The sequence below is a fragment of the Sanguibacter sp. Z41_6 genome (assembly GCF_059621145.1).
Window position 1 is genome coordinate 112,835 of the sequence record NZ_JCAQIF010000007.1, and the last position, 20,774, is coordinate 133,608.

At 71.4% G+C, this 20,774-nt stretch carries 22 protein-coding genes and 1 tRNA gene; 16 read left to right on the forward strand and 7 right to left on the reverse strand.

Annotation, left to right across the window (positions count from 1 at the left end; genetic code table 11):
• The first annotated feature begins 89 nt into the window (after positions 1-89).
• The 13 genes from eno to AC54T1_RS14000 all read left to right on the forward strand — a co-directional run bounded on the left by eno (position 90) and on the right by AC54T1_RS14000 (position 12,188).
• A complete protein-coding gene (eno, locus tag AC54T1_RS13940; protein WP_484345829.1) occupies positions 90-1,370 on the forward strand; it encodes a phosphopyruvate hydratase in 1,281 nt (426 codons plus the stop codon).
• A 290-nt stretch (positions 1,371-1,660) separates the two neighbouring features.
• Positions 1,661-2,275 carry an FtsB family cell division protein gene (locus AC54T1_RS13945; RefSeq protein WP_484345828.1) on the forward strand — a complete coding sequence of 205 codons (615 nt, stop codon included), beginning with the start codon at positions 1,661-1,663 and terminating at the stop codon, positions 2,273-2,275.
• Between the two features lie 63 nt (positions 2,276-2,338).
• Complete coding sequence (locus AC54T1_RS13950; protein ID WP_496912302.1) at positions 2,339-2,860, forward strand: DUF501 domain-containing protein; 522 nt, start codon at positions 2,339-2,341, stop codon at positions 2,858-2,860.
• 47 nt (positions 2,861-2,907) lie between these two features.
• Entirely contained in the window at positions 2,908-3,927 is a 1,020-nt protein-coding gene (locus AC54T1_RS13955; RefSeq protein WP_496912303.1) for a Ppx/GppA phosphatase family protein, read from the forward strand.
• Positions 3,928-4,125: 198 nt separating this feature from the next.
• Positions 4,126-4,455 (forward strand): PadR family transcriptional regulator, encoded by a 330-nt coding sequence (locus tag AC54T1_RS13960; protein ID WP_484345825.1) that lies wholly within the window; start codon positions 4,126-4,128, stop codon positions 4,453-4,455.
• A complete protein-coding gene (locus AC54T1_RS13965) occupies positions 4,455-5,657 on the forward strand; it encodes an HAAS signaling domain-containing protein (RefSeq protein WP_496912304.1) in 1,203 nt (400 codons plus the stop codon). Before AC54T1_RS13960 ends, AC54T1_RS13965 begins: the two co-directional genes overlap by 1 nt.
• A gap of 130 nt (positions 5,658-5,787) precedes the next feature.
• Entirely contained in the window at positions 5,788-7,284 is a 1,497-nt protein-coding gene (locus AC54T1_RS13970; RefSeq protein ID WP_484345823.1) for an NAD(P)/FAD-dependent oxidoreductase, read from the forward strand.
• Positions 7,285-7,387: 103 nt separating this feature from the next.
• Positions 7,388-7,461: transfer RNA gene (locus tag AC54T1_RS13975), tRNA-Leu, on the forward strand.
• A gap of 73 nt (positions 7,462-7,534) precedes the next feature.
• Complete coding sequence (locus tag AC54T1_RS13980; protein WP_496912305.1) at positions 7,535-9,172, forward strand: GH39 family glycosyl hydrolase; 1,638 nt, start codon at positions 7,535-7,537, stop codon at positions 9,170-9,172.
• A 157-nt stretch (positions 9,173-9,329) separates the two neighbouring features.
• Positions 9,330-10,178, forward strand: a complete 849-nt coding sequence (locus AC54T1_RS13985; protein WP_484345821.1) for a Bax inhibitor-1/YccA family protein — start codon at positions 9,330-9,332, stop codon at positions 10,176-10,178.
• Between the two features lie 118 nt (positions 10,179-10,296).
• Positions 10,297-10,701, forward strand: coding sequence for an FKBP-type peptidyl-prolyl cis-trans isomerase (locus AC54T1_RS13990; RefSeq protein ID WP_496912306.1), 405 nt, complete (start codon positions 10,297-10,299; stop codon positions 10,699-10,701).
• A 161-nt stretch (positions 10,702-10,862) separates the two neighbouring features.
• The gene (locus AC54T1_RS13995; RefSeq protein ID WP_484345819.1) at positions 10,863-11,777 is read left to right on the forward strand and encodes a hypothetical protein; all 915 of its coding nucleotides are present in this window, start codon (positions 10,863-10,865) and stop codon (positions 11,775-11,777) included.
• Positions 11,778-11,822: 45 nt separating this feature from the next.
• On the forward strand, positions 11,823-12,188 hold the full coding sequence (locus AC54T1_RS14000) for an Rdx family protein (RefSeq protein WP_496912307.1): 366 nt from the start codon (positions 11,823-11,825) through the stop codon (positions 12,186-12,188).
• Between the two features lie 7 nt (positions 12,189-12,195).
• Here the strand turns inward: AC54T1_RS14000 and AC54T1_RS14005 are convergent, their stop codons facing one another.
• On the reverse strand, positions 12,196-12,597 hold the full coding sequence (locus AC54T1_RS14005; protein ID WP_484345817.1) for a DUF5997 family protein: 402 nt from the start codon (positions 12,595-12,597) through the stop codon (positions 12,196-12,198).
• 41 nt (positions 12,598-12,638) lie between these two features.
• Here AC54T1_RS14005 and AC54T1_RS14010 point away from each other — a divergent pair, with 41 nt between their 5' ends.
• Complete coding sequence (locus AC54T1_RS14010; RefSeq protein ID WP_496912308.1) at positions 12,639-13,490, forward strand: LysR family substrate-binding domain-containing protein; 852 nt, start codon at positions 12,639-12,641, stop codon at positions 13,488-13,490.
• Here AC54T1_RS14010 and AC54T1_RS14015 read toward each other — a convergent pair.
• Both AC54T1_RS14015 and msrA read right to left on the reverse strand, forming a co-directional pair.
• Complete coding sequence (locus AC54T1_RS14015; protein WP_496912309.1) at positions 13,441-13,959, reverse strand: VanZ family protein; 519 nt, start codon at positions 13,957-13,959, stop codon at positions 13,441-13,443. The genes AC54T1_RS14010 and AC54T1_RS14015 overlap by 50 nt on opposite strands.
• Positions 13,960-13,990: 31 nt before the next feature.
• Positions 13,991-14,656: a peptide-methionine (S)-S-oxide reductase MsrA gene (gene msrA, locus AC54T1_RS14020; RefSeq protein ID WP_496912310.1), complete on the reverse strand. Its 666-nt coding sequence runs from the start codon at positions 14,654-14,656 to the stop codon at positions 13,991-13,993.
• 222 nt (positions 14,657-14,878) lie between these two features.
• On the opposite strand from msrA, the gene AC54T1_RS14025 reads away from it, so the two are divergent.
• Together AC54T1_RS14025 and ilvA are read left to right on the forward strand one after the other, a co-directional pair.
• Positions 14,879-16,303, forward strand: a complete 1,425-nt coding sequence (locus tag AC54T1_RS14025) for an AI-2E family transporter (protein ID WP_484345813.1) — start codon at positions 14,879-14,881, stop codon at positions 16,301-16,303.
• 65 nt (positions 16,304-16,368) lie between these two features.
• Positions 16,369-17,535, forward strand: a complete 1,167-nt coding sequence (gene ilvA / locus AC54T1_RS14030) for a threonine ammonia-lyase (protein ID WP_484345934.1) — start codon at positions 16,369-16,371, stop codon at positions 17,533-17,535.
• A 53-nt stretch (positions 17,536-17,588) separates the two neighbouring features.
• Here the strand turns inward: ilvA and greA are convergent, their stop codons facing one another.
• The 4 genes from greA to AC54T1_RS14050 all read right to left on the reverse strand — a co-directional run bounded on the left by greA (position 17,589) and on the right by AC54T1_RS14050 (position 20,624).
• Positions 17,589-18,071 carry a transcription elongation factor GreA gene (greA, locus tag AC54T1_RS14035; RefSeq protein WP_484345812.1) on the reverse strand — a complete coding sequence of 161 codons (483 nt, stop codon included), beginning with the start codon at positions 18,069-18,071 and terminating at the stop codon, positions 17,589-17,591.
• A 267-nt stretch (positions 18,072-18,338) separates the two neighbouring features.
• Entirely contained in the window at positions 18,339-18,560 is a 222-nt protein-coding gene (locus AC54T1_RS14040; protein ID WP_484345811.1) for a CDGSH iron-sulfur domain-containing protein, read from the reverse strand.
• Positions 18,557-19,570, reverse strand: a complete 1,014-nt coding sequence (locus tag AC54T1_RS14045) for a glycosyltransferase family 2 protein (protein WP_496912311.1) — start codon at positions 19,568-19,570, stop codon at positions 18,557-18,559. Before AC54T1_RS14045 ends, AC54T1_RS14040 begins: the two co-directional genes overlap by 4 nt.
• Entirely contained in the window at positions 19,554-20,624 is a 1,071-nt protein-coding gene (locus AC54T1_RS14050) for an iron-containing redox enzyme family protein (RefSeq protein ID WP_496912326.1), read from the reverse strand. The genes AC54T1_RS14045 and AC54T1_RS14050 overlap by 17 nt, the downstream gene beginning before the upstream one ends.
• Positions 20,625-20,774: the final 150 nt, after the last annotated feature.

The following is a 20,774-nucleotide window of genomic DNA, read 5'->3' on the forward strand; positions in this document are numbered from 1 at the left end:
GGGAACCACGGGACGAACATCCCGACGCTCCCGGCTGCGATCCAAGTACGCTGGGGAGGTAAACCTCAAGTCCTTCCCAAGGAGCATCTGTGGCCAGCATCGAAGTTGTGTACGCACGCGAGATCCTCGACTCGCGCGGAAACCCCACCGTCGAGGTCGAGGTCGTCCTCGATGACGGTTCCTCCGCCCGCGCGGGCGTCCCCTCCGGTGCGTCGACGGGTGCCTTCGAGGCCGTGGAGCGCCGCGACGGCGACAAGGGCCGCTACCTCGGCAAGGGCGTCCAGCAGGCTGTGGACGCGGTCAACGAGGAGATCGCCCCCGAGCTCATCGGCCTCGAGGCCGAGGAGCAGCGCGAGATCGACGCGACGCTCATCGAGCTCGACGGCACGCCCAACAAGGGCAAGCTCGGCGCCAACGCGATCCTCGGTGTCTCGCTCGCCGTCGCGCAGGCCGCTGCAGAGTCGGCCGGCCTGGAGCTCTTCCGCTACGTCGGTGGCCCCAACGCCCACGTGCTGCCCGTCCCCATGATGAACATCCTCAACGGTGGGTCGCACGCCGACTCCAACGTCGACATCCAGGAGTTCATGGTCGCCCCCATCGGCGCCACGACGTTCCGTGAGGCCCTGCGCACCGGCGCGGAGGTCTACCACTCCCTGAAGTCCGTCCTCAAGAGCGAGGGCCTGTCCACCGGCCTCGGCGACGAGGGCGGCTTCGCCCCCAACCTCTCGAGCAACCGCGCTGCGCTCGACCTCATCCTCGTGGCGATCGAGAAGGCCGGCTTCACGCCCGGCGTCGACGTGGGCCTCGCGCTCGACGTCGCAGCGACCGAGTTCTTCAAGGACGGCGCCTACCAGTTCGAGGGTGCCGCGAAGACCCCGGCCGAGATGGTCGAGTACTACCGCCAGCTCGTCGCCGACTACCCCCTCGTGTCCATCGAGGACCCGCTGAGCGAGGACGAGTGGGACAGCTGGGCCGAGCTCGTCGCGACCACCGGCGACAAGGTGCAGATCGTCGGCGACGACCTGTTCGTCACCAACCCCGAGCGCCTCGCCAAGGGCATCGCGCTGCGCAGCGCGAACTCGCTGCTCGTCAAGCTCAACCAGATCGGGACGCTCACCGAGACCCTCGAGGCTGTCGAGATGGCGCAGCGCGCCGGCTTCACCGCGATGGTGTCGCACCGCTCGGGCGAGACCGAGGACACGACGATCGCCGACCTGTCCGTCGCGACGAACGCCGGCCAGATCAAGACCGGTGCGCCCGCCCGCGGCGAGCGCATCAACAAGTACAACCAGCTCCTGCGCATCGAGGAGAGCCTCGGCGACTCCGCGCGCTACGCCGGCGCTGCAGCGTTCCCCCGCTGGAACCGCTGACCCGCTCGACCTGAGCCGTCCCGCACCACGTGCGGGACGGCACGCCAGAGCTGCCCGGTGGTCCCCGCGACCGCCGGGCAGCTCTGTGTCGTCTCCCGGTACGGCGAGTCCGTGTGTGTCGGCACGGTGGAGGCGGCGCGTCGTGGTCGGCGGGACCTGCGTACCCGGGGGAGAATCAGGGCGTGGCTCCCGCATCCCGTCCTCCCGTCCCACGCCCCTCCGGCGCTGGGACGACGGGGCGCGCCACGCCGCGCACCCCGGCCCGCCCCGCGTCGCGGCAGGCGCCGGCGGTGAAGCCCGCCACACAACCCGACCCGCGCCCGCGCCCGCGCGCGTCGACCGCCACGCCACCCGGAGGGACACCCGGGACCACCGGACCTGCCGGACGCTCCTCGCGCCGACGCCCCTCCACCCGCACCGCGTCGCCGCGCGTGCGCCGCTCGGCGGTCCGGGGTTCTGCCCGGCTCGGAGCCACCCAGGGCCGCCCCTCGGGCTGGGTGCGGATCCTCACCGTCCGTTCCGTCGTTCTCGTCCTCACGGCGCTCACGGGGTTCGTCCTCATCACCCCGACAGCGTTGCCGTTCATGAGCCAGCAGGCGGCCAACGAGGAGCTGCGCACCCAGCTCGCAGCGACGCGCGCGGCGAACGAGGAGATGCAGAACGAGCTGAGCCGGTGGCAGGACGACAAGTACGTCATCGCGCAGGCGCGCGGCAGGTTGACGTTCGTGTTCCCCGGCGAGACGCCCTACCGGGTGCTCGACCCCGAGTCCGCGGTCGAGGTCATCGACCCGGAGGCCGGCGAGGAGGTCGCCGACGGCCCGGTGACGACGGGGCTCGATGCCGACCAGACGTGGTACTCCACCGTGTGGGACTCCGTGCAGATTGCGGGCAACGCTCCGCAGTGACGGCACAATGGTTGCCGCGACAGGTTCCCGGAGGAACCCGCCCCCACCCTGATTGGACTGCTTGTGACTGACCCGGCCCCCGCCGCCGACATCGACCCGCGCGCCGTCACCCCGGCCGACCTCGAGGTGCTCGCCGAGCAGCTCGGCCGTCCGCCCCGCGGGGTCGTCGGCATCGCGGCCCGGTGCGTGTGCGGTCGCCCCCTCGTCGTGCGGACCGCGCCCCGGCTCGACGACGGCACGCCCTTCCCGACGACGTTCTACCTCACGAGTCCCGGCGCGGTCGCGGGCGCGAGCACCCTCGAGGCGAACGGTGTCATGCGAGAGATGTCCCAGCGGCTGCTGGAGGACGAGGACCTCGCTGCCCGGTACGCCGCGGCGCACGAGCACTACCTCGCCGAGCGTGAGGCGCTCGGTCATGTCGAGGAGATCGCGGGCATCTCCGCGGGCGGGATGCCTGTGCGAGTGAAGTGCCTGCACGTCCTCGTCGGCCACGCCCTGGCGGCGGGCCCCGGGGTGAACCCGCTGGGAGACGAGGCGCTCGAGCGCATGCGGGACACGTGGCGGCCGGACCGCTGCACCTGCTGAGCCCGGTCCGCTCTGCGGATCCGAGCAGGGGTGGCAGTCTTGTCCCCATGACATCGGCACCCGCTCCCCGGCTCTCCGACGCTTTCCCCGACTCCGCCGACGAGACCGCCACCGTGCGGGTCGCGGCGATCGACTGCGGTACCAACTCGATCCGTCTGCTCGTGGCGGACATCGACCCGGTGGCCGGCACGCTCGTCGACGTCGACCGCCGGATGGAGGTCGTCCGTCTCGGTCAGGGTGTGGACCTCACGGGCCGCCTCGCCCCTGACGCTCTCGAGAGGACCCTCGACGCCACGACGAGGTACGCGCAGATCTGCCGGGACCTCGGTGCCGAGCGCATCCGCTTCGTCGCGACGTCCGCGTCCCGCGACGCGGAGAACCGCCAGGACTTCGTCGACGGCGTCGTCGCCGCGCTCGGTGTCGAGCCGGAGGTCGTCTCGGGGGAGGAGGAGGCAGCTCTGTCGTTCCGCGGTGCCACGGGAGTGCTCGGGACGGCGCACCCGGCGCCGTACCTCGTCGTCGACCTCGGCGGCGGGTCCACCGAGCTGGTGCTCGGGGTCGAGCAGCCCGAGGCGTCCTTCTCCATGGACGTGGGATGCGTGCGCATGACGGAGCGGCACCTCGTGCAGGACCCCCCGACGTCCGAGCAGGCCGACCGCGCCCGCGCGGACGTGCGGGCAGCTCTCGACGTCGCGGCGCAGACGGTGCCGCTCGGCCGGGCGGCGACGCTCGTCGGGCTGGCGGGGTCCGTCACGACGGTCACCGCGCACGCGCTGGGGCTCGACGAGTACGACCGGGAGCGGATCAACGGTGCCGTGCTCGACGTCGACGCGACGCTGGCGGCGTGCGAGGACCTGCTGGCGCGGACAGGCGCCGAGCGCGCGGAGCTCGGGTTCATGCACCCGGGCAGGGTCGACGTCATCGGCGCGGGTGCACTCGTCTGGTCAGAGGTCGTCGCGCGGGTCCGGGACGAGGTGGCCGCAGCGGGCGGGGAGCTCGCGACCGTCGTCACGAGCGAGCACGACATCCTCGACGGCATCGCCTGGAGCCTCGTGCCGACGAGCTAGTCGATCGGTTCCGCCAGGCGACGCGAGCGCCCCGGCGCGTCGGACCCCCGTCGAGCAGCCGTCGACGGGGGTCCTTCTGTGCCCGTTTGTCTCCCTCCGGGTAGTGCGGTCTAGCCGGTAGTGCGCTGTGCGTAGTACTGTGTGTGCTGCACCACCGACCGTCCGTCCCGGATGGTCAGGACCCGGCACGGAGGATCGATGGATACCACCCAGCTGCTCAAGGGCGTGCTCGACGCGGCGGTCCTCGCCGTGGTCGCGGAGGCGGACGGTTACGGCTACGACGTCGTCCGCCGGTTGCGCGCCGCCGGCCTCGAGGGCGTGGGCGACGCGTCCGTCTACGGGACGCTCCGGCGCCTCTACTCGGCCGGGATGCTCTCGAGCTACGTCGTGCCGTCCGACGAGGGACCGCACCGCAAGTACTACGGGATCAACCCCCAGGGCCGGGCGATGCTCGAGACCCAGCGCAAGGAATGGCACGAGTTCTCGGGGGCCATGACAGCCCTCCTCGCGAGCGAAGGAGCGGCATGATGGCCACGACGATCTTCCTCTACGACCACGTGAGCGAGTACGCGACGCAGGTGCGTTCCCATCTCGCCGACCTCACCCCGGAGCAGGTGGACGACCTCACCGACGGGCTCGAGGCGGACCTCATGGAGGCTGTCGAGGATCCCGCGTCCCCGTCGGGCCCGATCCCCGTCGTCGTCCCCGCCGCCCCGCACGACGGGCAGGAGCCCGGTGCCGGAGTGCCGGTCCTCGACCTCACCACCCGCTTCGGAACTCCGGCGGACTACGCCCAGGAGCTGCGCGCCGCGGCGGGGCTGCCCATGCTCGTTCCCACTCCGTCGGCGAAGCGCGTGGGGCCGGTCGGAGCGTTCCGGGCCGTGGGGGAGGGTCTGCGTGAGACGGCAGCGGACGCCCGACGGGCCGTCGTGCAGCACCCGCGATGGCCGGCCGTCAAGGACTTCCTCCTCGTGCTCCGGCCGGTCTGGTGGGTGGCACGCGCCTGGGTCCTGGCCAGCATTCTCGGGGGCATGTTCGGGGGTGCGACGTTCGTGCTCGCACTCGTCGCCCTGACCGTCGTCAGCGTCCAGTACGGGCGCGGCCGGTGGACCGTCCCCGACCGGTGGTCGTGGGCCCCGACCCTGCTCAGCGCGCTGGCGCTCGTGCTCTTCCTCCCGTTCGCCGCGGCTGCCACCGACGGTGAGGGAGGGTCGAGCATCACCTCCTACGGCTACGACGTCCCCGAGGACGGCGTGTACGTCGACGGCGAGCTCGTCGGCAACCTCTTCGTGTACGGCCCCGACGGCACCTTCCTCGACGGGGCGCAGATCGTCGACGACGAGGGCCGGCCCGTCCGCATCGGGCGGAGCGACATCTACGACGCGGAGTCCGGCTCCTCCCGCTACTTCGCGCCGCGCGAGGACGAGTACGGCCGCGCCGTCGAGAACGCCTATCCCGTCCCGAGCTTCCTCGAGGGGGACGGCTACTGGGAGGACGGGGTCGGGCGCGTGCTCCCGGAGGGCGCTGCACCCGACGTGCCCGCCCCGCCCGTCGCGCAGCTCGCGCCGCTGGCGCCGCTCGCGGGAACAGGGGAGGGCGAGGGTTCCGACCCGACCGCGCCAGGGACCGGCGACGCACCGGTGACGCAGGACCCCGAGCCGGTGCCCGATGCCCCTGCGCAGGACGGTGCTGAGCCTGCGCCCGAGCCCTCGCCCGCGCCGCAGGGATGAGCCGGGCGGGCGCACGGTCGGCGATCCCCGGCGCGCCTGCGCCCCGGTGTGCTGGGGATCACGTCTGATGTGCCCGGGATCACGCAGACGATTGCTCGCTGGCCAAAGGTCCCGGTAATACGATGGCCGTATGCCTGATACTGACCTCTCCACGGACACGACAGACCAGACGGGCGCTGCCGTCTCCGCGAAGCCCGCGGCGCCGCGCCCTCGCAAGGTTCCCCGCATCGTCGTCCTCGGAGGCGGGTCCGTGGGCCTCTACTCGGCGCGTCGGCTCCGGCACCGCCTGGGTCGCCAGGAGGCGGCGATCGTCGTCATCGACCCGCGCCCGTACATGACGTACGCGCCGTTCCTCCCCGAGGTCGCCGCAGGCTCCATCTCGGACCGTGACGTCGTCGCTCCGCACCTCCGCGCGCTCAAGAACATCGACACCCTGCAGGGCCGCGTGACGAACATCAACCACGGCGCCCGCAAGATCGAGGTCACGCCCGAGGAGGGCGAGCCCTACGAGATCACGTACGACCACCTCATCGTCGGTCTGGGTTCCGTCGCGCGCACGCTGCCCATCCCCGGCCTCGCGGACCAGGCCATCGGGTTCAAGAACGTCGAGGAAGCCGTCGCCGTCCGTAACCAGGTGCTCAACCGCATCAACCTCGCGACCTCCACCTGGGACCAGGACGTGCGCAAGCGCATGCTCACGTTCACGTTCGTCGGAGGTGGCTTCGCCGGCGTCGAGGCGCTCGCGGAGACCGAGGACATGGCTCGCGCCGCCGTGAAGAACCTGCCGGGCGTCGAGCAGTCCGACCTCCGCTTCGTCATGATCGAGGGCACCGACCGCATCCTTCCGGAGCTCACGCTCGAGATGGCTCTCTACGCCCTCGAGCAGCTGAAGAAGCGGGGGATCGAGTTCCACCTCTCCACGTTCCTCAGCTCCTGCGTCGACGGTCACGTCGTGACCTCGACGGGCGTCGAGTTCGACTCCGACACGATCGTGTGGACCGCAGGAGTCAAGGCGAACCCCGTGCTCGGTACGTCGGACCTGCCGCTCGACAAGATGGGCCGCCTCATGGTGCTCCCGACCCTCCAGGTCGCCGACGCCGACGGCAACGTCGTGCCGGACGCCTGGGGAGCCGGCGACTGCGCCGCCGTCCCGGACCTCTACAACGAGGGCAAGTTCTGCCCGCCCAACGCGCAGCACGCCATCCGCGAGGCGAAGGTCCTGGCGGACAACCTCTTCGCGGTGCTGCGCAGCGGCGAGGTCAAGGAGTACAAGCACAAGAACGTCGGGACCGTCGCGTCCCTCGGGCTGCACAAGGGCGTCGCGATCCTCTTCGGCAAGATCAAGCTCCGTGGGATGCCCGCATGGCTCATGCACCGGGCGTACCACGTCTCCGCGATGCCGACCATCAGCCGCAAGGTCCGGATCACCACCGGGTGGGTGGGTGCCTACCTGTTCCGTCGTGAGCTCGTCTCGGTCGGGGCGATCCACGACCCGCGCGCCGAGTTCCGTGCGGCGTCCGCCCCGCCCAAGCAGGCGAAGAAGCCCGAGCACGACGGATCGGCGGCCGGCGGGCCGCAGGACTCCGCGGTCCTCCCCGGCGGCAAGCCCTCCGAGGTCGCGGGCTGATCGTCCTGCGATGACGTGACGAAGGAGACGTACCCTGTGGGTGCGTCTCCTTCGTCGTTCCCGGGTCCGCCGTGGGTCCGTGCTCGCGTCGCAGGTCAACGCCGCCCCCGTAGCCCAATTGGCAGAGGCAGCCGACTTAAAATCGGCACAGTCAGGGTTCGAGTCCCTGTGGGGGCACGCTCGGTCGACCAGACCGCAGGACATGCCGCCACCGTCGGCGCACCTCGTCCAGAGATCACAGGAGATCACCATGACGACCGCCCCCACCCGTCACCCGTCGCCCGTCGTCATCGACGGCGAGACACCAGAAGCAACGGCGCTCCGGCACGTGTGGAGCTACTGCGCCGGTGCCGGACGGGCGAACGAGGCCCTCCGTGCCGACTGGCAGGGCCAGTTCCGGGAGGCCGTCGACCGGCTCGGGTTCCAGTTCGTCCGGTTCCACGGCGTGTTCCACGACGACATGTTCGTCTACCGCGGTTCCTACGGCGGCGGCTTCGGGCCGGACGTCCCCCTCGACACGCCTCAGTACACCTACTCCTACGTCGACAAGGTCTTCGACTTCCTCCTCGACCTCGGGGTGCGACCGTTCGTCGAGCTCGGGTTCATGCCCCGGGAGCTCGCCACCCAGACCGAGACCGTGTTCTGGTGGGGCGCCCACTGCAGCCCGCCCAAGGACATGGACCGGTGGGTCGAGCTCGTCGTCCGCACCGTGGAGCACTGGATCGAGCGGTACGGGCTCGAAGAGGTGCGTGAGTGGCGCTTCGAGGTGTGGAACGAGCCGAACCTCGTCCCGCACTTCTGGACCGGCACGAAGACGGAGTACTTCGAGCTCTACGCCCGCACCGTGACCGCGATCAAGGCGATCGACGCCGGGCTCAAGGTGGGTGGACCGTCGACGAGCGTGTTCGTCCCCGACGCGCGGTACGCGGGCGAGACGGAGGACCGCGCCGCAGAGGCCGCCACGGCGGCAGCGGAAGACATCGACGCCCTGGACTGGCGGCCGGTGTGGATCGAGGAGTTCCTCGTCTGGTGCGCGGAGCGCGACCTGCCCGTGGACTTCGTCACGACCCACCTCTACCCGACCGACTTCGCGTTCGACTCCAACGGGCAGGGCGTGCACCTGAGCAGGCACGCGGACGCCACGGCCGACGACCTCACCCTTCTGCGGGACCTCATCGGTGCCAGCGCCTACCCGGACGCGGAGGTCCACATCACCGAGTGGTCGAGCTCGCCCTCGAGCCGCGACCGCATGCACGACACGGTGTACGCAGCCACGTACATCACGCGCAGCTACCTGCGCTGCACCGAGCTCGCGGACTCCATCTCCTACTGGACCTTCACCGACATCTTCGAGGAGGGGGGCGCGGGTCTCGGCCCGTTCCACGGGGGATTCGGCCTCGTCAACGAGCAGGGGATCCACAAGCCGACGTTCCACGCGTTCTCGATGCTCGCGCGCCTCGGCGACCGCCTGCTCGTGGCGACCCCGCACGGGGTCATCTCCCAGGACTCGGCGACGTCGCGCGTCGCGGCGGTCTTCTACAACTACCCGGAGGAGATGGGGACGCGGTCGGTGGGATCGCGTAACTCGTTCCGCGAGACCCGGGACCTCGCGGACCTGGGACCCGAGCGCCGTGTCCGGCACACGATCGGCGGCCTGACACCTGGCGCCGTGTTCGCGATCGAGGTGCTCGACGCCGACCACGGGAACGTCGCCGAGGCGTGGGACGCCATGGGGGCGCCGCTCAACCTCACGCGGGAGCAGACCCGGTTCCTCCGCGAGCACGCCGACGCGCTCATGCGCAGCACGGCCGTCGTCGGCCAGGACGGCGTCCTCGACCTCGATCTCACGCTCGCCCCCTGGGCGGTGGCGTCCGTCGTCGAGCTGTGACGTGCCCTGGCGCAGGCCGCCAGGACCGAGAATCGGGTGGGAACAAGCGCACGTGCTCGTCCGTTGACTACTGTGAGCACGTGTGATGATCCGGCCAGCGAGATCCCCTCGGCCGGCGTCGCAGACGTCGGACCGGAACCGCGACCAGGAGGCAGGAATGGGAAGCCCAGTATTTTCGAAGAGCGACGCGTTCAGTGCGAACGCGCGCCCCGCGCAGTATGCCGGCGCACAGCAGTACGGCCAGCCCCAGCAGTACGGGCAGCCGCAGTTCGGTCAGTACGGCGCGGCCCAGGCGGGCATGGACGCGGCGACGATGAACTCGATGTACAACGCCCCGTCCGCGACGCCGGTCCAGACGGGCCGGCTGACCTACGACGACGTCATCATCAAGACGTCGGGCCTCCTCGCGATCATCGTCGTCGTCGGTGCCATCACCTGGGTCACGGTTCCCCAGCTCTTCTTCGTCGGGGCGATCGTCGGCCTCGTGCTCGGTCTCGTCAACGCCTTCAAGCGCGAGCCCAGCCCGGCCCTCATCGTCGCGTACGCGGTCGCCGAGGGTGTCTTCCTCGGGGGGATCAGCAAGTTCTTCGAGAACCAGTGGAACGGCATCGTGCTGCAGGCCGTCGTCGCGACAGTCGCAACCTTCGCCGCCTGCCTCTTCCTCTTCCGCTCGGGTCGCGTGCGGGTGACGCCGCGGTTCACGCGGTGGTTGCTGTTCTCGATGGTCGGGTACCTCGCGTTCTCGCTCATCAACCTCGTCGTCGTCCTCGCCGGTGGTGGCGGTGACTTCGGGCTGCGCAGCGGTCCGCTGGGGATCATCGTCGGCCTCATCGCCGTCGGCCTCGCGTCCGCGTCGCTCATCGTCGACTTCGACGCCGTGCAGCGGGGCGTCCGCAACGGCGTCCCGGCGAAGTTCGCGTGGACCGCGGCGTTCGGTCTCGTCGTCACCCTCGTGTGGCTGTACCTCGAGTTCCTGCGCCTCATCGCGATCTTCCAGAGCGAGTGACCGCCCGCTAGACACGGCACGGCCACGAGGGCCACGTACGTCCGACGGACGTACGTGGCCCTCGTCGCGTCCTCGCCCTAGGGTGAAGGTTCCCCACCAACACACGAGAGGTCTCTCCATGACGAACGAGCTCCCCCAGGTATCCGGCGGATTCGGCGACAAGCCGACGCTGACCTTCCCCGACACCGCAGCCCCCGAGGGGCTGCAGGTCAAGGTCCTCGTCCAGGGCAGCGGCGACGAGGTGTCCGCCGGCGACACCATCGTCGTGCACTACCTCGGACAGTCGTGGAACGGCGGGGTGTTCGACAACTCCTACGACCGCGGCGCGACCATCGACTTCCCCATCGGCGTGGGTGCTGTCATCGGCGGCTGGGACCAGGGGCTCGTCGGGCAGCTCGTCGGCTCCCGCGTCCTGCTCTCCATCCCGCCGGAGCTCGGCTACGGCCAGCGAGGCGTCCCCCAGGCGGGCATCGAGGGCGGCGCGACCCTCGTGTTCGTCGTGGACGTCGTCGGAGTCTCCTGACCGCATCCCACGAGGCGACGCTCCCGCGCTGCCCGCTGCCGACGGCCGCTTCCCACGGGGTGCGGCCGTCGGCGCGTCTCCACCCATCGGAGGAGCGACCGGGACATATCTCCGCCCCCGGACGGATGTCAAGGTCACGCACTGCGGGCCACGCTTGGAGGGTGACCAACCTTCGCGCACGGAGCATGTGGCTGGCAGCAGCAGCCCTCACCAGCCTGCTGGCGGCGTGCTCGTCGGCGACCTACGCGATCCTCCCGAGCGTCGATGGAGCGGACGACGACGTGGCCGTGGCCCAGGCGGAGCGCCTCGTCACGCTCATCGAGCAGGTCGAGCTCCGGTATGCCGTCGACCCACCGCCGCGCGCTGACGTCGTGCTGCCACCCGGGCTCGCCGTCGCCGACGTCGCAGGCCGGCTGTCCGAGCACCTGTACCTGTCGAACCAGTCGCGCGCCTATGCCACCGCGCACGCCGCGTACCTCGTCGAGCAGTGGACCGGCGTGGAACGTCCCGCAGACGTGTCGGTGACGGCGTCGGACGTCTCCGTCGTGGGTCGCACGTCGAGCGACGACCCTGTCGTCGGCGTGACGATCGACGTCACCTACGAGCGCGCGGACGGCGTCGACACGTCGGTGAGCACCCGGTACGCGACGACCTGGATGCAGACGGACGAGCCTGGCGTCGACGCGGAGGGCAGGGCGGTGACCGGCGAGAACTTCGACGGCGTCCGCATGCTCGAGGTCTACCCGCTCTACGACGAGGACGGCAGGCCGGCGCTCGACAGCGGCAACGGCTCACGGTCTCCCAGCGGCGTCGTCACCGAGTACCTCCGCGCGGTCGCGACCGGGAGGGCGAGCACCGTCGATCGGCTCGAGGGGTCGATCCACACGTCCGACGAGGTCCGCTCGGCCCTCCGGTCGCTCCTCCAGCGGTTCCCGAGGTACACGCTCATCGAGATCCCCTCGGCCAGGCTCGGGGACCAGCACACCCTCTACGCGGTGCAGGAGGGGGGCGATGCGGTCCGGGGTTTCGACGTCCGCGTCGGACCCGACGGCCCGGTGGTCACCCCCCGGCTCTGAGGTGGTGGCTACAGTGTGCAGGACGACGACGAGCTGGAGCAGAGCATGACGCAGCCCACAGCCCTTCCCACCCCTGAGCCGACGGTGACGACGGCGGGTGCACGCACGAGCGTGACCGGCCGCGCCCTCCCGCGCGTGGCGATCACCTACTGCACGCAGTGCCGATGGCTCATGCGCGCCGCGTGGATGGCCCAGGAGATCCTCACGACGTTCCAGGACGACGTGGGCGAGGTGGCTCTTGTCCCGGCCGCCGGTGGGGTCTTCCGCGTCGCGGTCGACGGCGAGACGATCTGGAACCGCAAGGTCGACGGTGGGTTCCCGGAGATCACCGAGCTCAAGCGCCGGGTCCGGGACCGGGTGGCTCCGGGCCGTTCGCTCGGCCACGCGGACGCCGGCGCCCCCGCGTCCTGACGAGCGGTCAGTCGCGTCGTTCGTTCTTCTGCGCGAGCTTCTCGTCACGCGCGCGGATGCGGTCCTCCTCGGCTCGCACCTGCGCCTGGACCGCGCGCTCACGGACGAGCCACTCCGGCTCCTCCTCGCGCAGCTCGTTGATCTGCTCCGTGGTGAGAGCCTCGGTGATGCCCCCGCGAGCCAGGCCGGCGATCGAGACACCGAGCCGGGCCGCCACCGTCGGTCGGGGGTGCGGGCCGTTGCGGCGCAGCTCGACGAGCCACTCCGGCGGATTCGTCTGCAGGGCATCGAGCTCGTCACGGGTGATCGACGAGTGCTGGAACTCCTCGGGTGCGGCAGGCAGGTACACGCCGAGCTTCTTCGCCGCGGTCGCGGGCTTCATGGACTGGGGCGTCTTCGGCGGGGTCATGGACCAAGGATATCGGCCGCGCGACCGGTAGCCTGACTGACGTGAACAACGAGACGCCGCCCGACGGGCCAGCGGAGCCAGACCTTCCGGCGCCGCCGACCTTCCGTCTCGGCTACGTCCCCGGCGTCACTCCGGCGAAGTGGGTCGGAGTGTGGCGGGACCGCCTGCCACAGGTGCGTCTCGAGCTCGTTCCCCTGCCCGTCCTCGAGGCCCGGGGAGCAGTTCGCTCCGGTGACGTGGACGCAGCGCTCCTGCGCCTGCCGGTGGACACGACCGAGCTCAGCGCCATCGGGCTCTACAGCGAGGTTCCCGTCGTCCTCGTCCCCACCGACCACGTCGTCAGTGCCGTGGACGAGGTGCGCGCGGACGATCTCGCCGACGAGACCGTGCTCCACCCGCTCGACGACCTCCTCGAGTGGGAGACCCGTCCGGGAGTTCCCGCGCGCGAGCGCCCGGAGACCATCGCCGACGCCGTCGAGCTCGTCGCCGCCGGTGCCGGGCTCCTTGTCGTCCCGCAGTCCCTGGCACGGCTCCACCACCGCAGGGACGTCGTGTACCGACCGGTCAGTGACGGTCCGACGTCCTCGGTCGCCCTGGCGTGGCACGTGGACCGCACGACGGAGCTCGTCGAGGAGTTCATCGGGATCGTGCGGGGCCGCACGGCGAACAGCTCCCGAGGGCGCGGCGCCGCTTCTCAGGCCGCCGTTCCGCAGGCCGCGGCCGGGGCTTCGGCGGAGCCCGTCGTCTCGAAGGCGACCGCGGCGAAGCGGGCTGCGGCGCGGGCGGCCGCGGATCGGAAGGCGGCTGCCGAGCGGAAGGCCGCCGCGAGGGGCGGGGTTCGCTCTAGCGGCCGGAAGCCCGGGAAGTCCGGGGGAAAGCGCGGGCACCGCTGACGCCACGCAGCGCGAGCGCGGCGACGAGCAGGACCCCTACCGCGGCGCCTGCTGTGTTGAGCACGACGTCCTGGACGGTGGACACCCGCCCGGGCAGGACGCGCTGGACCGTCTCGACGGCTGCGGAGAAGCATCCCGCTCCGGCGACGACGAGCGTCGCCGTCCGGGTCGTCGGGCGGCCGCCCCCAGCACCCCGACGATCGTCGCTGCCTCCCGTCGGCGCATGCCGCGCCTCGCCCCCGGTGGGGCGCACGAGCAGCAGCACGAGGACACCGAACGGCACGAACATGACGACGTTCCCCAGCGCCTCGGCGGCGTCGAACGTCAGCGGGACGCCATGCGCAGCGCACCAGGCCAGCGCGGTCTCGATCCACCGGGGGGCGGCGGACTGCTCAGGTGACGGCCAGCACGTGACGACGAGGACGAGCCCGAGATAGAGGGCGGTGACGATCCGCAGGGCGTGTCGCACGGTCCGAGCCTACCGACCGGACCACCACGTCTCAGACGGGGACGGGGCAGGAGACGCCCGTGGAGTGCACCGGGCAGTAGCCCGCGGGGTTCTTGTGCAGGTACTGCTGGTGGTAGCCCTCGGCGTAGTAGAACGTCCCGGCCTCCTCCGCCGGGCGCAGGTCGGTCGTGATCTCACCGAAGCCCCGCTCCGACAGGCTCGTCTGGAAGGCCTCGAGCGTGGACCGGGTGAGCTGCTCCTGCTCGGGCGTGGTCCAGTACACGGCCGACCGGTACTGCGTCCCGACGTCGTTGCCCTGGCGGAAGCCCTGCGTCGGGTCGTGCGACTCCCAGAACGTCTTGAGCAGCTGTGCGTCGCTGAGCACGGTCGGGTCGTACGCGACCATGACCGCCTCGGTGTGCCCGGTCATCGCGGTGCACACCTCCTCGTAGGTGGGGTTCGGCGTGAAGCCACCCTGGTAGCCCGCCGCTGTCGTCACGACGCCCGGGAGCTGCCAGAACTCCTTCTCGGCACCCCAGAAGCACCCGAGCCCGAGGTAGATGACACGCGTCCCCTCCGGCCACGGTCCGGCGAGCGGCGTGCCGAGCACCGCGTGGAGTGCGGGCACCGTGTACGTCGGGAGGGGGCGGCCCGCGAGTGCGCGGTCGGCAGTGACCATCGTCGTCGTACGTGGCGACCCGAACAGTGATCCGAACATGTGACCTCCTGGATGGTCCGCCCGGGTGCGGACGGGGATGATTCTCTCCGGCGTCAACACACGGGGGGTCCGCGCTGTTCCCGGTCCGCGCCCCGTAACCTAGCGGCAGCGCCGCACGACACACCGGGCGGCAGCGCCGCACGACACACCGGGCGGCAGCACCGCACGACAACCTAACGGCAGCACCGCACGACAACCTGCCACGACGAGAGGGCAGCACGTATGAGCACGGAACCGGGTGCGCGCACCCCGCAGGCTGACCGCCCCGCGGCGGTCGAGGGCCACGCGGTCCGCGTGAGCAGCGAGACGTTGGGCACGGCTGCGCACGCCAAGGCGCGCCCCGTCGGGGCCGAGAGCGTCGCGCCGAGCGTGCAGACCGCCGCGGCCTGGTCGTGGCGGCTCGTCGCCATCGCGCTCGGCGTGGCGCTGCTCTTCTACGTCGTGGCGTACCTCAAGGTCATCGTCATCCCCGTCGCCGTCGCCCTCCTGCTCACGGTGCTCCTCCAGCCGCTCGCGCGGTTCCTGCGCACCCGCCTGCGGTTCTCCAACGCGCTCGCGGCTGCGACGTCCGTCCTCGCGCTCGTCGCCGCCGTCGTCGCGCTCGCGGTCGTGGCGGGACGGGAGATCGCCAGCGGTCTCAGCGAGCTGAGCGACCAGGCGGTCAAGGGGTTCGAGCAGCTGCTCGGATGGCTCTCGGACGGCCCGCTGCACATCGAGAGCGCGAGCCTCGAGGTCTACTGGGACGAGCTCGTCGCGACGGCGCAGACGAACTCCTCGACGCTGGTCTCGGGGGCACTGTCGGTGACGACGACGGTCGGGCAGGTGCTCGCCGGGACGGTCATCGCGTTGTTCTGCACCTTGTTCTTCCTCATCGACGGACGCCGGATCTGGACGTGGAGCGTGGGGCTCCTGCCGCGGCACACCCGCGAGCGCACGCACCAGGCGGGCCGTCGGGGGCTCGTCACTCTTGCGTCGTACGCGCGGACGCAGATCCTCGTGGCGTTCATCGACGCGGTGGGCATCAGCGTCGGTGCCGCGATCATCGGTGTGCCGTTGGCGCTGCCGCTCGGGGTGCTCGTGTTCATCGGCTCGTTCATCCCGTTCGTCGGGGCGATCATCACGGGGTCGATCGCGATCCTCGTGGCGCTCGTCGCGAACGGGTGGGTGGCCGCGCTCATCATGCTCGGCGTCGTCCTGCTCGTCCAGCAGATCGAGGGCAACGTCCTGCAGCCCTGGCTCATGGGGCACGCCGTCTCCCTGCACCCCGTGGCCGTCCTCCTCGTCGTCACGGGCGGGACCCTCGTGGCGGGCATCGTCGGTGCGTTGTTCGCCGTGCCCATCGTCGCCGTGCTCAACACCGTGGTGCTGTACTTCCACGGTCACGACAAGTTCCCCGAGCTCGGGTTCGAGGACCACATCACGATGCGACCCAACGCCCGGCGGGCGATCATGATCACGAGCGCCGAACGCCACATCGGGGACGACAAGGGCTGGCAGCCGCAGGACCGTACGCCGGACGAGGCCGGCCAGCCACCGCAGCTGCTCACGTCGACGGCCGAGGCTGGCCGCGCCGCCCTCGAGAAGCTCCGCGCGCGACGCAACCGTGCGCGCGAGAACGGCACGGACGAGAAGGGCACGGGCGCGTGAGTGCCACGCTCGCGGACGCGTCGGCACACGGGGTCGACCTCGCCGCGATCCGCGCTGCGGCGGCGATGCTCGACGGGGTGGCCCAGGTGACACCGGTCGAGTCGAGCCGTGCGCTCAGCGAGCTCGCCGGCACCCGGGTGCTGCTCAAGTGCGAGAACCTCCAGCGCTCGGGGTCGTTCAAGATCCGGGGTGCATACGTGCGCATGGCCCGCCTGTCGCCCGAGGAGAAGGTCCGGGGCGTCGTGGCGGCGAGCGCGGGCAACCACGCCCAGGGCGTGGCCCTCGGCGCTCATCTCCTCGGTCTGCGTTCCGTCGTGTACATGCCGACGGACGCCGCGCTGCCGAAGATCGCGGCGACCCGGGAGTACGGTGCCGAGGTCCGGCTCGTGGGGACGAGCGTCGACGACGTCCTCGCCGCGGCACGCGAGGAGTCCGCCCGGTCGGGCGCGGTGCTCATCCATCCGTTCGACCACCCCGACGTCATCGCCGGACAGGCGACCGTGGCGCTCGAGATCCTCGAGCAGGTGCCCGACGTGCGGACGGTGCTCGTGCCGGTCGGCGGGGGAGGACTCTTCGCGGGTGTCGTCGCGGCCATGGCGGCGCTGGCGCCGCACGTACGTGTCGTGGGTGTGCAGGCTGCGCGTGCCGCCGGATATCCGGCGTCCCTGGCCGGTGGTGCGCCCATGCAGACCGTGCCGTTGTCCACCATGGCCGACGGGATCGCCGTGAGCACCCCGGGGCGGCTCCCCTTCGAGATCGTGCACCGTTCCGGCGCGCAGGTGCGGACCGTGACAGAAGAAGACCTCTCGCGGGCCCTGCTGTTCGTGGCCGAGCGGGCGAAGCTCGTCGTGGAGCCGGCCGGCGTCGCCGGTGTCGCCGCCCTCATGGCGCACGGCGAGGCGTATCCGGGTCCGGTCGTCGTCGTGCTGTCGGGCGGCAACGTGGACCCGCTCGTGCTCCTGCGGCTGCTGCGGCACGGGCTCGCGTCAGCGGGCCGGTACCTGCAGGTCCGGGTGCGCCTCATCGACCGGCCCGGTGCCCTCGCCGGGCTGCTGCAGGATCTCGCGCGATCGGGCGGCAACGTCATGCACGTGGATCACGTGCGGACGGGGGTCGACCTCGCGATCGACGAGGTCGAGGTGACGATGCAGGTCGAGACGAAGGGGCCAGATCACTGCGCCGCGCTGCTCGACCATCTGCGGAGCCAGGGGTACAACCTCGCGGAGCACTGAGCACTCGTCGAGGCCCGGGCGCCGCGGCGCGGCGGGAACCGCGCCGCGGGCCGTCAGCCCGTGTAGGGCGTGGCTGCCGTGACCTCGACGGAGATCTCGACGCCGGAGGGTGCGGTGTAGCTGGCCTTCTCGCCGACGCGCTTGCCGTTGATGGCTGCACCCAGCGGGGAGCGCTCGGAGTACACGTCGATGTCCGCCGTCTCCGCGATCTCTCGCGAGCCGAGCAGGAACACCATCTCGTCACCGCCCACGAGCGCGGTGACGACCATGCCAGGCTCGACCACCCCGTCGTCGGACGGCGAGCCGATCCGCACGTTGCGCAGCTTCTCGGTGAGCTCGCGGATGCGGGCCTCGTTCTTGGCCTGCTCCTCGCGAGCTGCGTGGTATCCGCCGTTCTCCTTGAGGTCGCCCTCGTCACGTGCCGCGGCGATGCGGTCCGTGATGTCGGCGCGTCCGGGTCCGCTGAGGTGTGCGAGCTCGGCCTGGAGTCGGTCGTGAGCCTCCTGGGTCAGCCAGGTGACGTTCGTCTCGGTCACAGGTCGCTCCTTCCTTGCCTGACGGGCGCACCGTGCGCGCGTCGTGGGTGTCACGTGCTGTCCGTCCCCGGTCCGGTCTCGTCCGAACGCCACCGAGCCCGTCCTGCACGAGCTCGTCGGTGGGTCCGACGGCTCGTGCCGGGACGGGCTCGACAGTTCTCGACCGGTCCGGGTCTGACAGAGATGGTCAGCAGGCCGGCGTCGCCGACCGCTGAATAGGCCAGTATATCAAGGGAGGAGCCACGGGCGGAGCCGCGTCCGTCCCGCTCACCCCTGTGTCGTGAATCCGTTGACCTTGTGCGTGCCGTCGCAGAACGGCTTGATCGCTGATGCACCGCAGCGGCACAACGCCATCGTCGACCTGCGTCCGGGGACGGGCAGCCCGTCGGCGTCCACGAGCGTCACGGCGCCCCGGACAAGAAGTGGGCCGTCTGGGCAGAGGGTGATCTCCACGTCGTCCTCGCCGACGATCGTCGTCCGGTCGTTCATCGGTTCCCCGTTCTTCGTGGTGAGTCCTCATCATGGTGTGCGTCGCAGGGATCCGCGCGACGGCGACGCAGCTCCCGCATGCCGTGGGCGGCGACCGCCAGGCGGGACCCCGCGTACGGGACGCCACCGCGCAGGCGGTAGCCGAGCGCGAGCCACGCGCACACCGCCCGTTCGGTGAGCCACAACGGCGCGAGCGCCGACGAGGACGCGGGAAAGACGGTCCTGCCCCCGGCGCGACGTCGGCCGGTCTCGGCGAGGACGACGGCTGCCCCGAGTCCTGCGGCGAGCCAGCCCGGCCGCCGGGTGCCGACGGCGAGGAGCGGCAGCAGCGCGAGCTCGGCCGCGAGCCGGGTCGGTTGGGCGAGGCTGTCGTAGGCCTGCCGGACCCGCTGCTCCCAGAAGTGTCGGGCACGAGGGGGTCGCCGCGCGACATAGACGCCGTGCGCTCGCACCTCCCGCCCGCCGCCCGCACGCACGGTACGGATGAGCTCGAGGTTCTCGAAGAGGACGTCGGCGGCGTAGCCGTGGGCGGGCAGCGCCGTGCGTCGTACGGCGAGCGTGCCGGGGTAGTCGGCGCCGAGCGCCCGGTTGACGAGCGTGCGTGAGGTGTCCCACCGGGCGTGCCAGGGGAGCGTGTCGAAGAAGTTCTGCGGTCGGACGAGCTCGGCCTCGTCGAGCAGCCCGACGACCCGCTCGAGGGACTCGCGCGTGTAGCGGACGTCGTCGTCCGCGACGACAAGGCGGTCCGTGGTCGCCAGACGCATGCCCGTGACGACTCCGCGGACCTTCCCGTTCGTCCCAGGCAGGCGCGGGTCGACGCGCACGTGCTGGACGACGTCCCGCCACAGCTCGTCATGCCGTGCGAAGACGTCCGGCGCGGAACCGTCGACGACGATGACGTCGATCCACCTGCTCAGGCGGCGGAGGTATGCCGTGAGCTCCCAGGCCGGCTCCGGGTGGGACCAGCGCAGGGGCAGGATGTACGTCGCTCCGTCAGGAGGCTGTCGCACTCGTCCGTCCTGCCGCGTCGTGGGGCCGGAGCGCCGACTCTCCCCGGTTCCACGCAGCCATGAGGTGCCCGCCGGCCCATCCGTCGACCGCGAGGCACGCGGCGGCCCCGAAGAGGATGTCGTCGAGGAGCGACGGGTCCTGCTCCGCGAGCCGCCCGGCGAGGTCGCGTCCGGCGATCTGCTCGTGGACGGCGTCCGCCTCGACGTGCTCGTCGAAGTACTCGGTCGCGCTCGCGTCGAACCCGTTGCGCCGGAACCCGTTGCCGTAGAGCCGGTTGGGGATCGACGACGTCATCTCGAAGGCGGCGAGGTGCCCCACGGCAGCGCCGCGCAGGCGACGGTGCAGACCGAACAGCGACATGACGTTGAGGGAGGCCAACGAGGGCGCAGGGACCACGTCGACGTACGCCCCGTAGGAGTCGTCGAGACCGAGCGCGCGCATCGTCGTCGCGAACAGTGCGGCGTGCATGCGCTCGGGTCGGCCCGCGCCGTACTCGTCCGACTGGATCTCGACGAGGGCAGCCTTCGGCGCACCGCCGAGGCGCGGGATGGCCCAGGTGTGCGGGTCGGCCTCTTTCAGCTGGTAGAGCGACCGGCTCGTGATGAGCTCCCGGAGCTGGTCCACGGTGGCACTGCGTGCGACGAACCGCGAGAGGCTCGGGCCGCTCTCCTGCCCGGCGAGGTCGAACAGCGCGGCGGCGACGGCGGCACGCACGGGCCGTGGCGCCGGTGGGACGACGACGTGGGCGCGTACCGCGGCCTCCAGCTCGGCTTCGAGCGTGCTGCGCACGGCGAGCAGTCCCGGGTGCCACTCCCACCGGTCGTCCACCCCCGCGATGCCGCGGTAGTGCAGCTCGTACAGGCAGGTCAGCGTGAGCTGCGCGTCCTCGTCGAGGACGATCGCCGGCGGGCCGCCCGCTGGTGCCGGCACGGGGACGCGAGCCGCGACCGCGCGCTCGACCTCTCGGGCGGAGGTCGCGTCGTCGAACGCATCCCCCACGAGGAGCGTGAGGAGGGCCGTGCTCACCGGCCCGCGCGGGGTCGGCAACGGCATGGTCCCGTGCCGGTCGTCAGCGGGGCTGGACTCCGGACGGCCGTGCGGGGCCGGGCGGTGCACGAGGTCGAGGGGAGCCGGCATGAGGTCTCCGTGGGGATCAGGGCTCGGCTGGGCGGACCAGCCGCGCGGTGTGCGCTGGCGCGCCCA

Coding starts and splice junctions, on each gene's coding strand:
- AC54T1_RS14000 (WP_496912307.1), top strand. CDS start 11,823: ATGACGCAGCCCACAGCCCTTCCCACCCCTGAGCCGACGGTGACGACG.
- AC54T1_RS13990 (WP_496912306.1), top strand. CDS start 10,297: ATGACGAACGAGCTCCCCCAGGTATCCGGCGGATTCGGCGACAAGCCG.
- AC54T1_RS13980 (WP_496912305.1), top strand. CDS start 7,535: ATGACGACCGCCCCCACCCGTCACCCGTCGCCCGTCGTCATCGACGGC.
- AC54T1_RS13955 (WP_496912303.1), top strand. CDS start 2,908: ATGACATCGGCACCCGCTCCCCGGCTCTCCGACGCTTTCCCCGACTCC.
- AC54T1_RS14050 (WP_496912326.1), bottom strand. CDS start 20,624: ATGCCGTTGCCGACCCCGCGCGGGCCGGTGAGCACGGCCCTCCTCACG.
- AC54T1_RS14040 (WP_484345811.1), bottom strand. CDS start 18,560: ATGAACGACCGGACGACGATCGTCGGCGAGGACGACGTGGAGATCACC.
- ilvA (WP_484345934.1), top strand. CDS start 16,369: ATGCTCGACGGGGTGGCCCAGGTGACACCGGTCGAGTCGAGCCGTGCG.
- AC54T1_RS13965 (WP_496912304.1), top strand. CDS start 4,455: ATGGCCACGACGATCTTCCTCTACGACCACGTGAGCGAGTACGCGACG.
- AC54T1_RS13970 (WP_484345823.1), top strand. CDS start 5,788: ATGCCTGATACTGACCTCTCCACGGACACGACAGACCAGACGGGCGCT.
- AC54T1_RS13960 (WP_484345825.1), top strand. CDS start 4,126: ATGGATACCACCCAGCTGCTCAAGGGCGTGCTCGACGCGGCGGTCCTC.
- msrA (WP_496912310.1), bottom strand. CDS start 14,656: ATGTTCGGATCACTGTTCGGGTCGCCACGTACGACGACGATGGTCACT.
- AC54T1_RS13985 (WP_484345821.1), top strand. CDS start 9,330: ATGGGAAGCCCAGTATTTTCGAAGAGCGACGCGTTCAGTGCGAACGCG.
- AC54T1_RS14025 (WP_484345813.1), top strand. CDS start 14,879: ATGAGCACGGAACCGGGTGCGCGCACCCCGCAGGCTGACCGCCCCGCG.
- AC54T1_RS14005 (WP_484345817.1), bottom strand. CDS start 12,597: ATGACCCCGCCGAAGACGCCCCAGTCCATGAAGCCCGCGACCGCGGCG.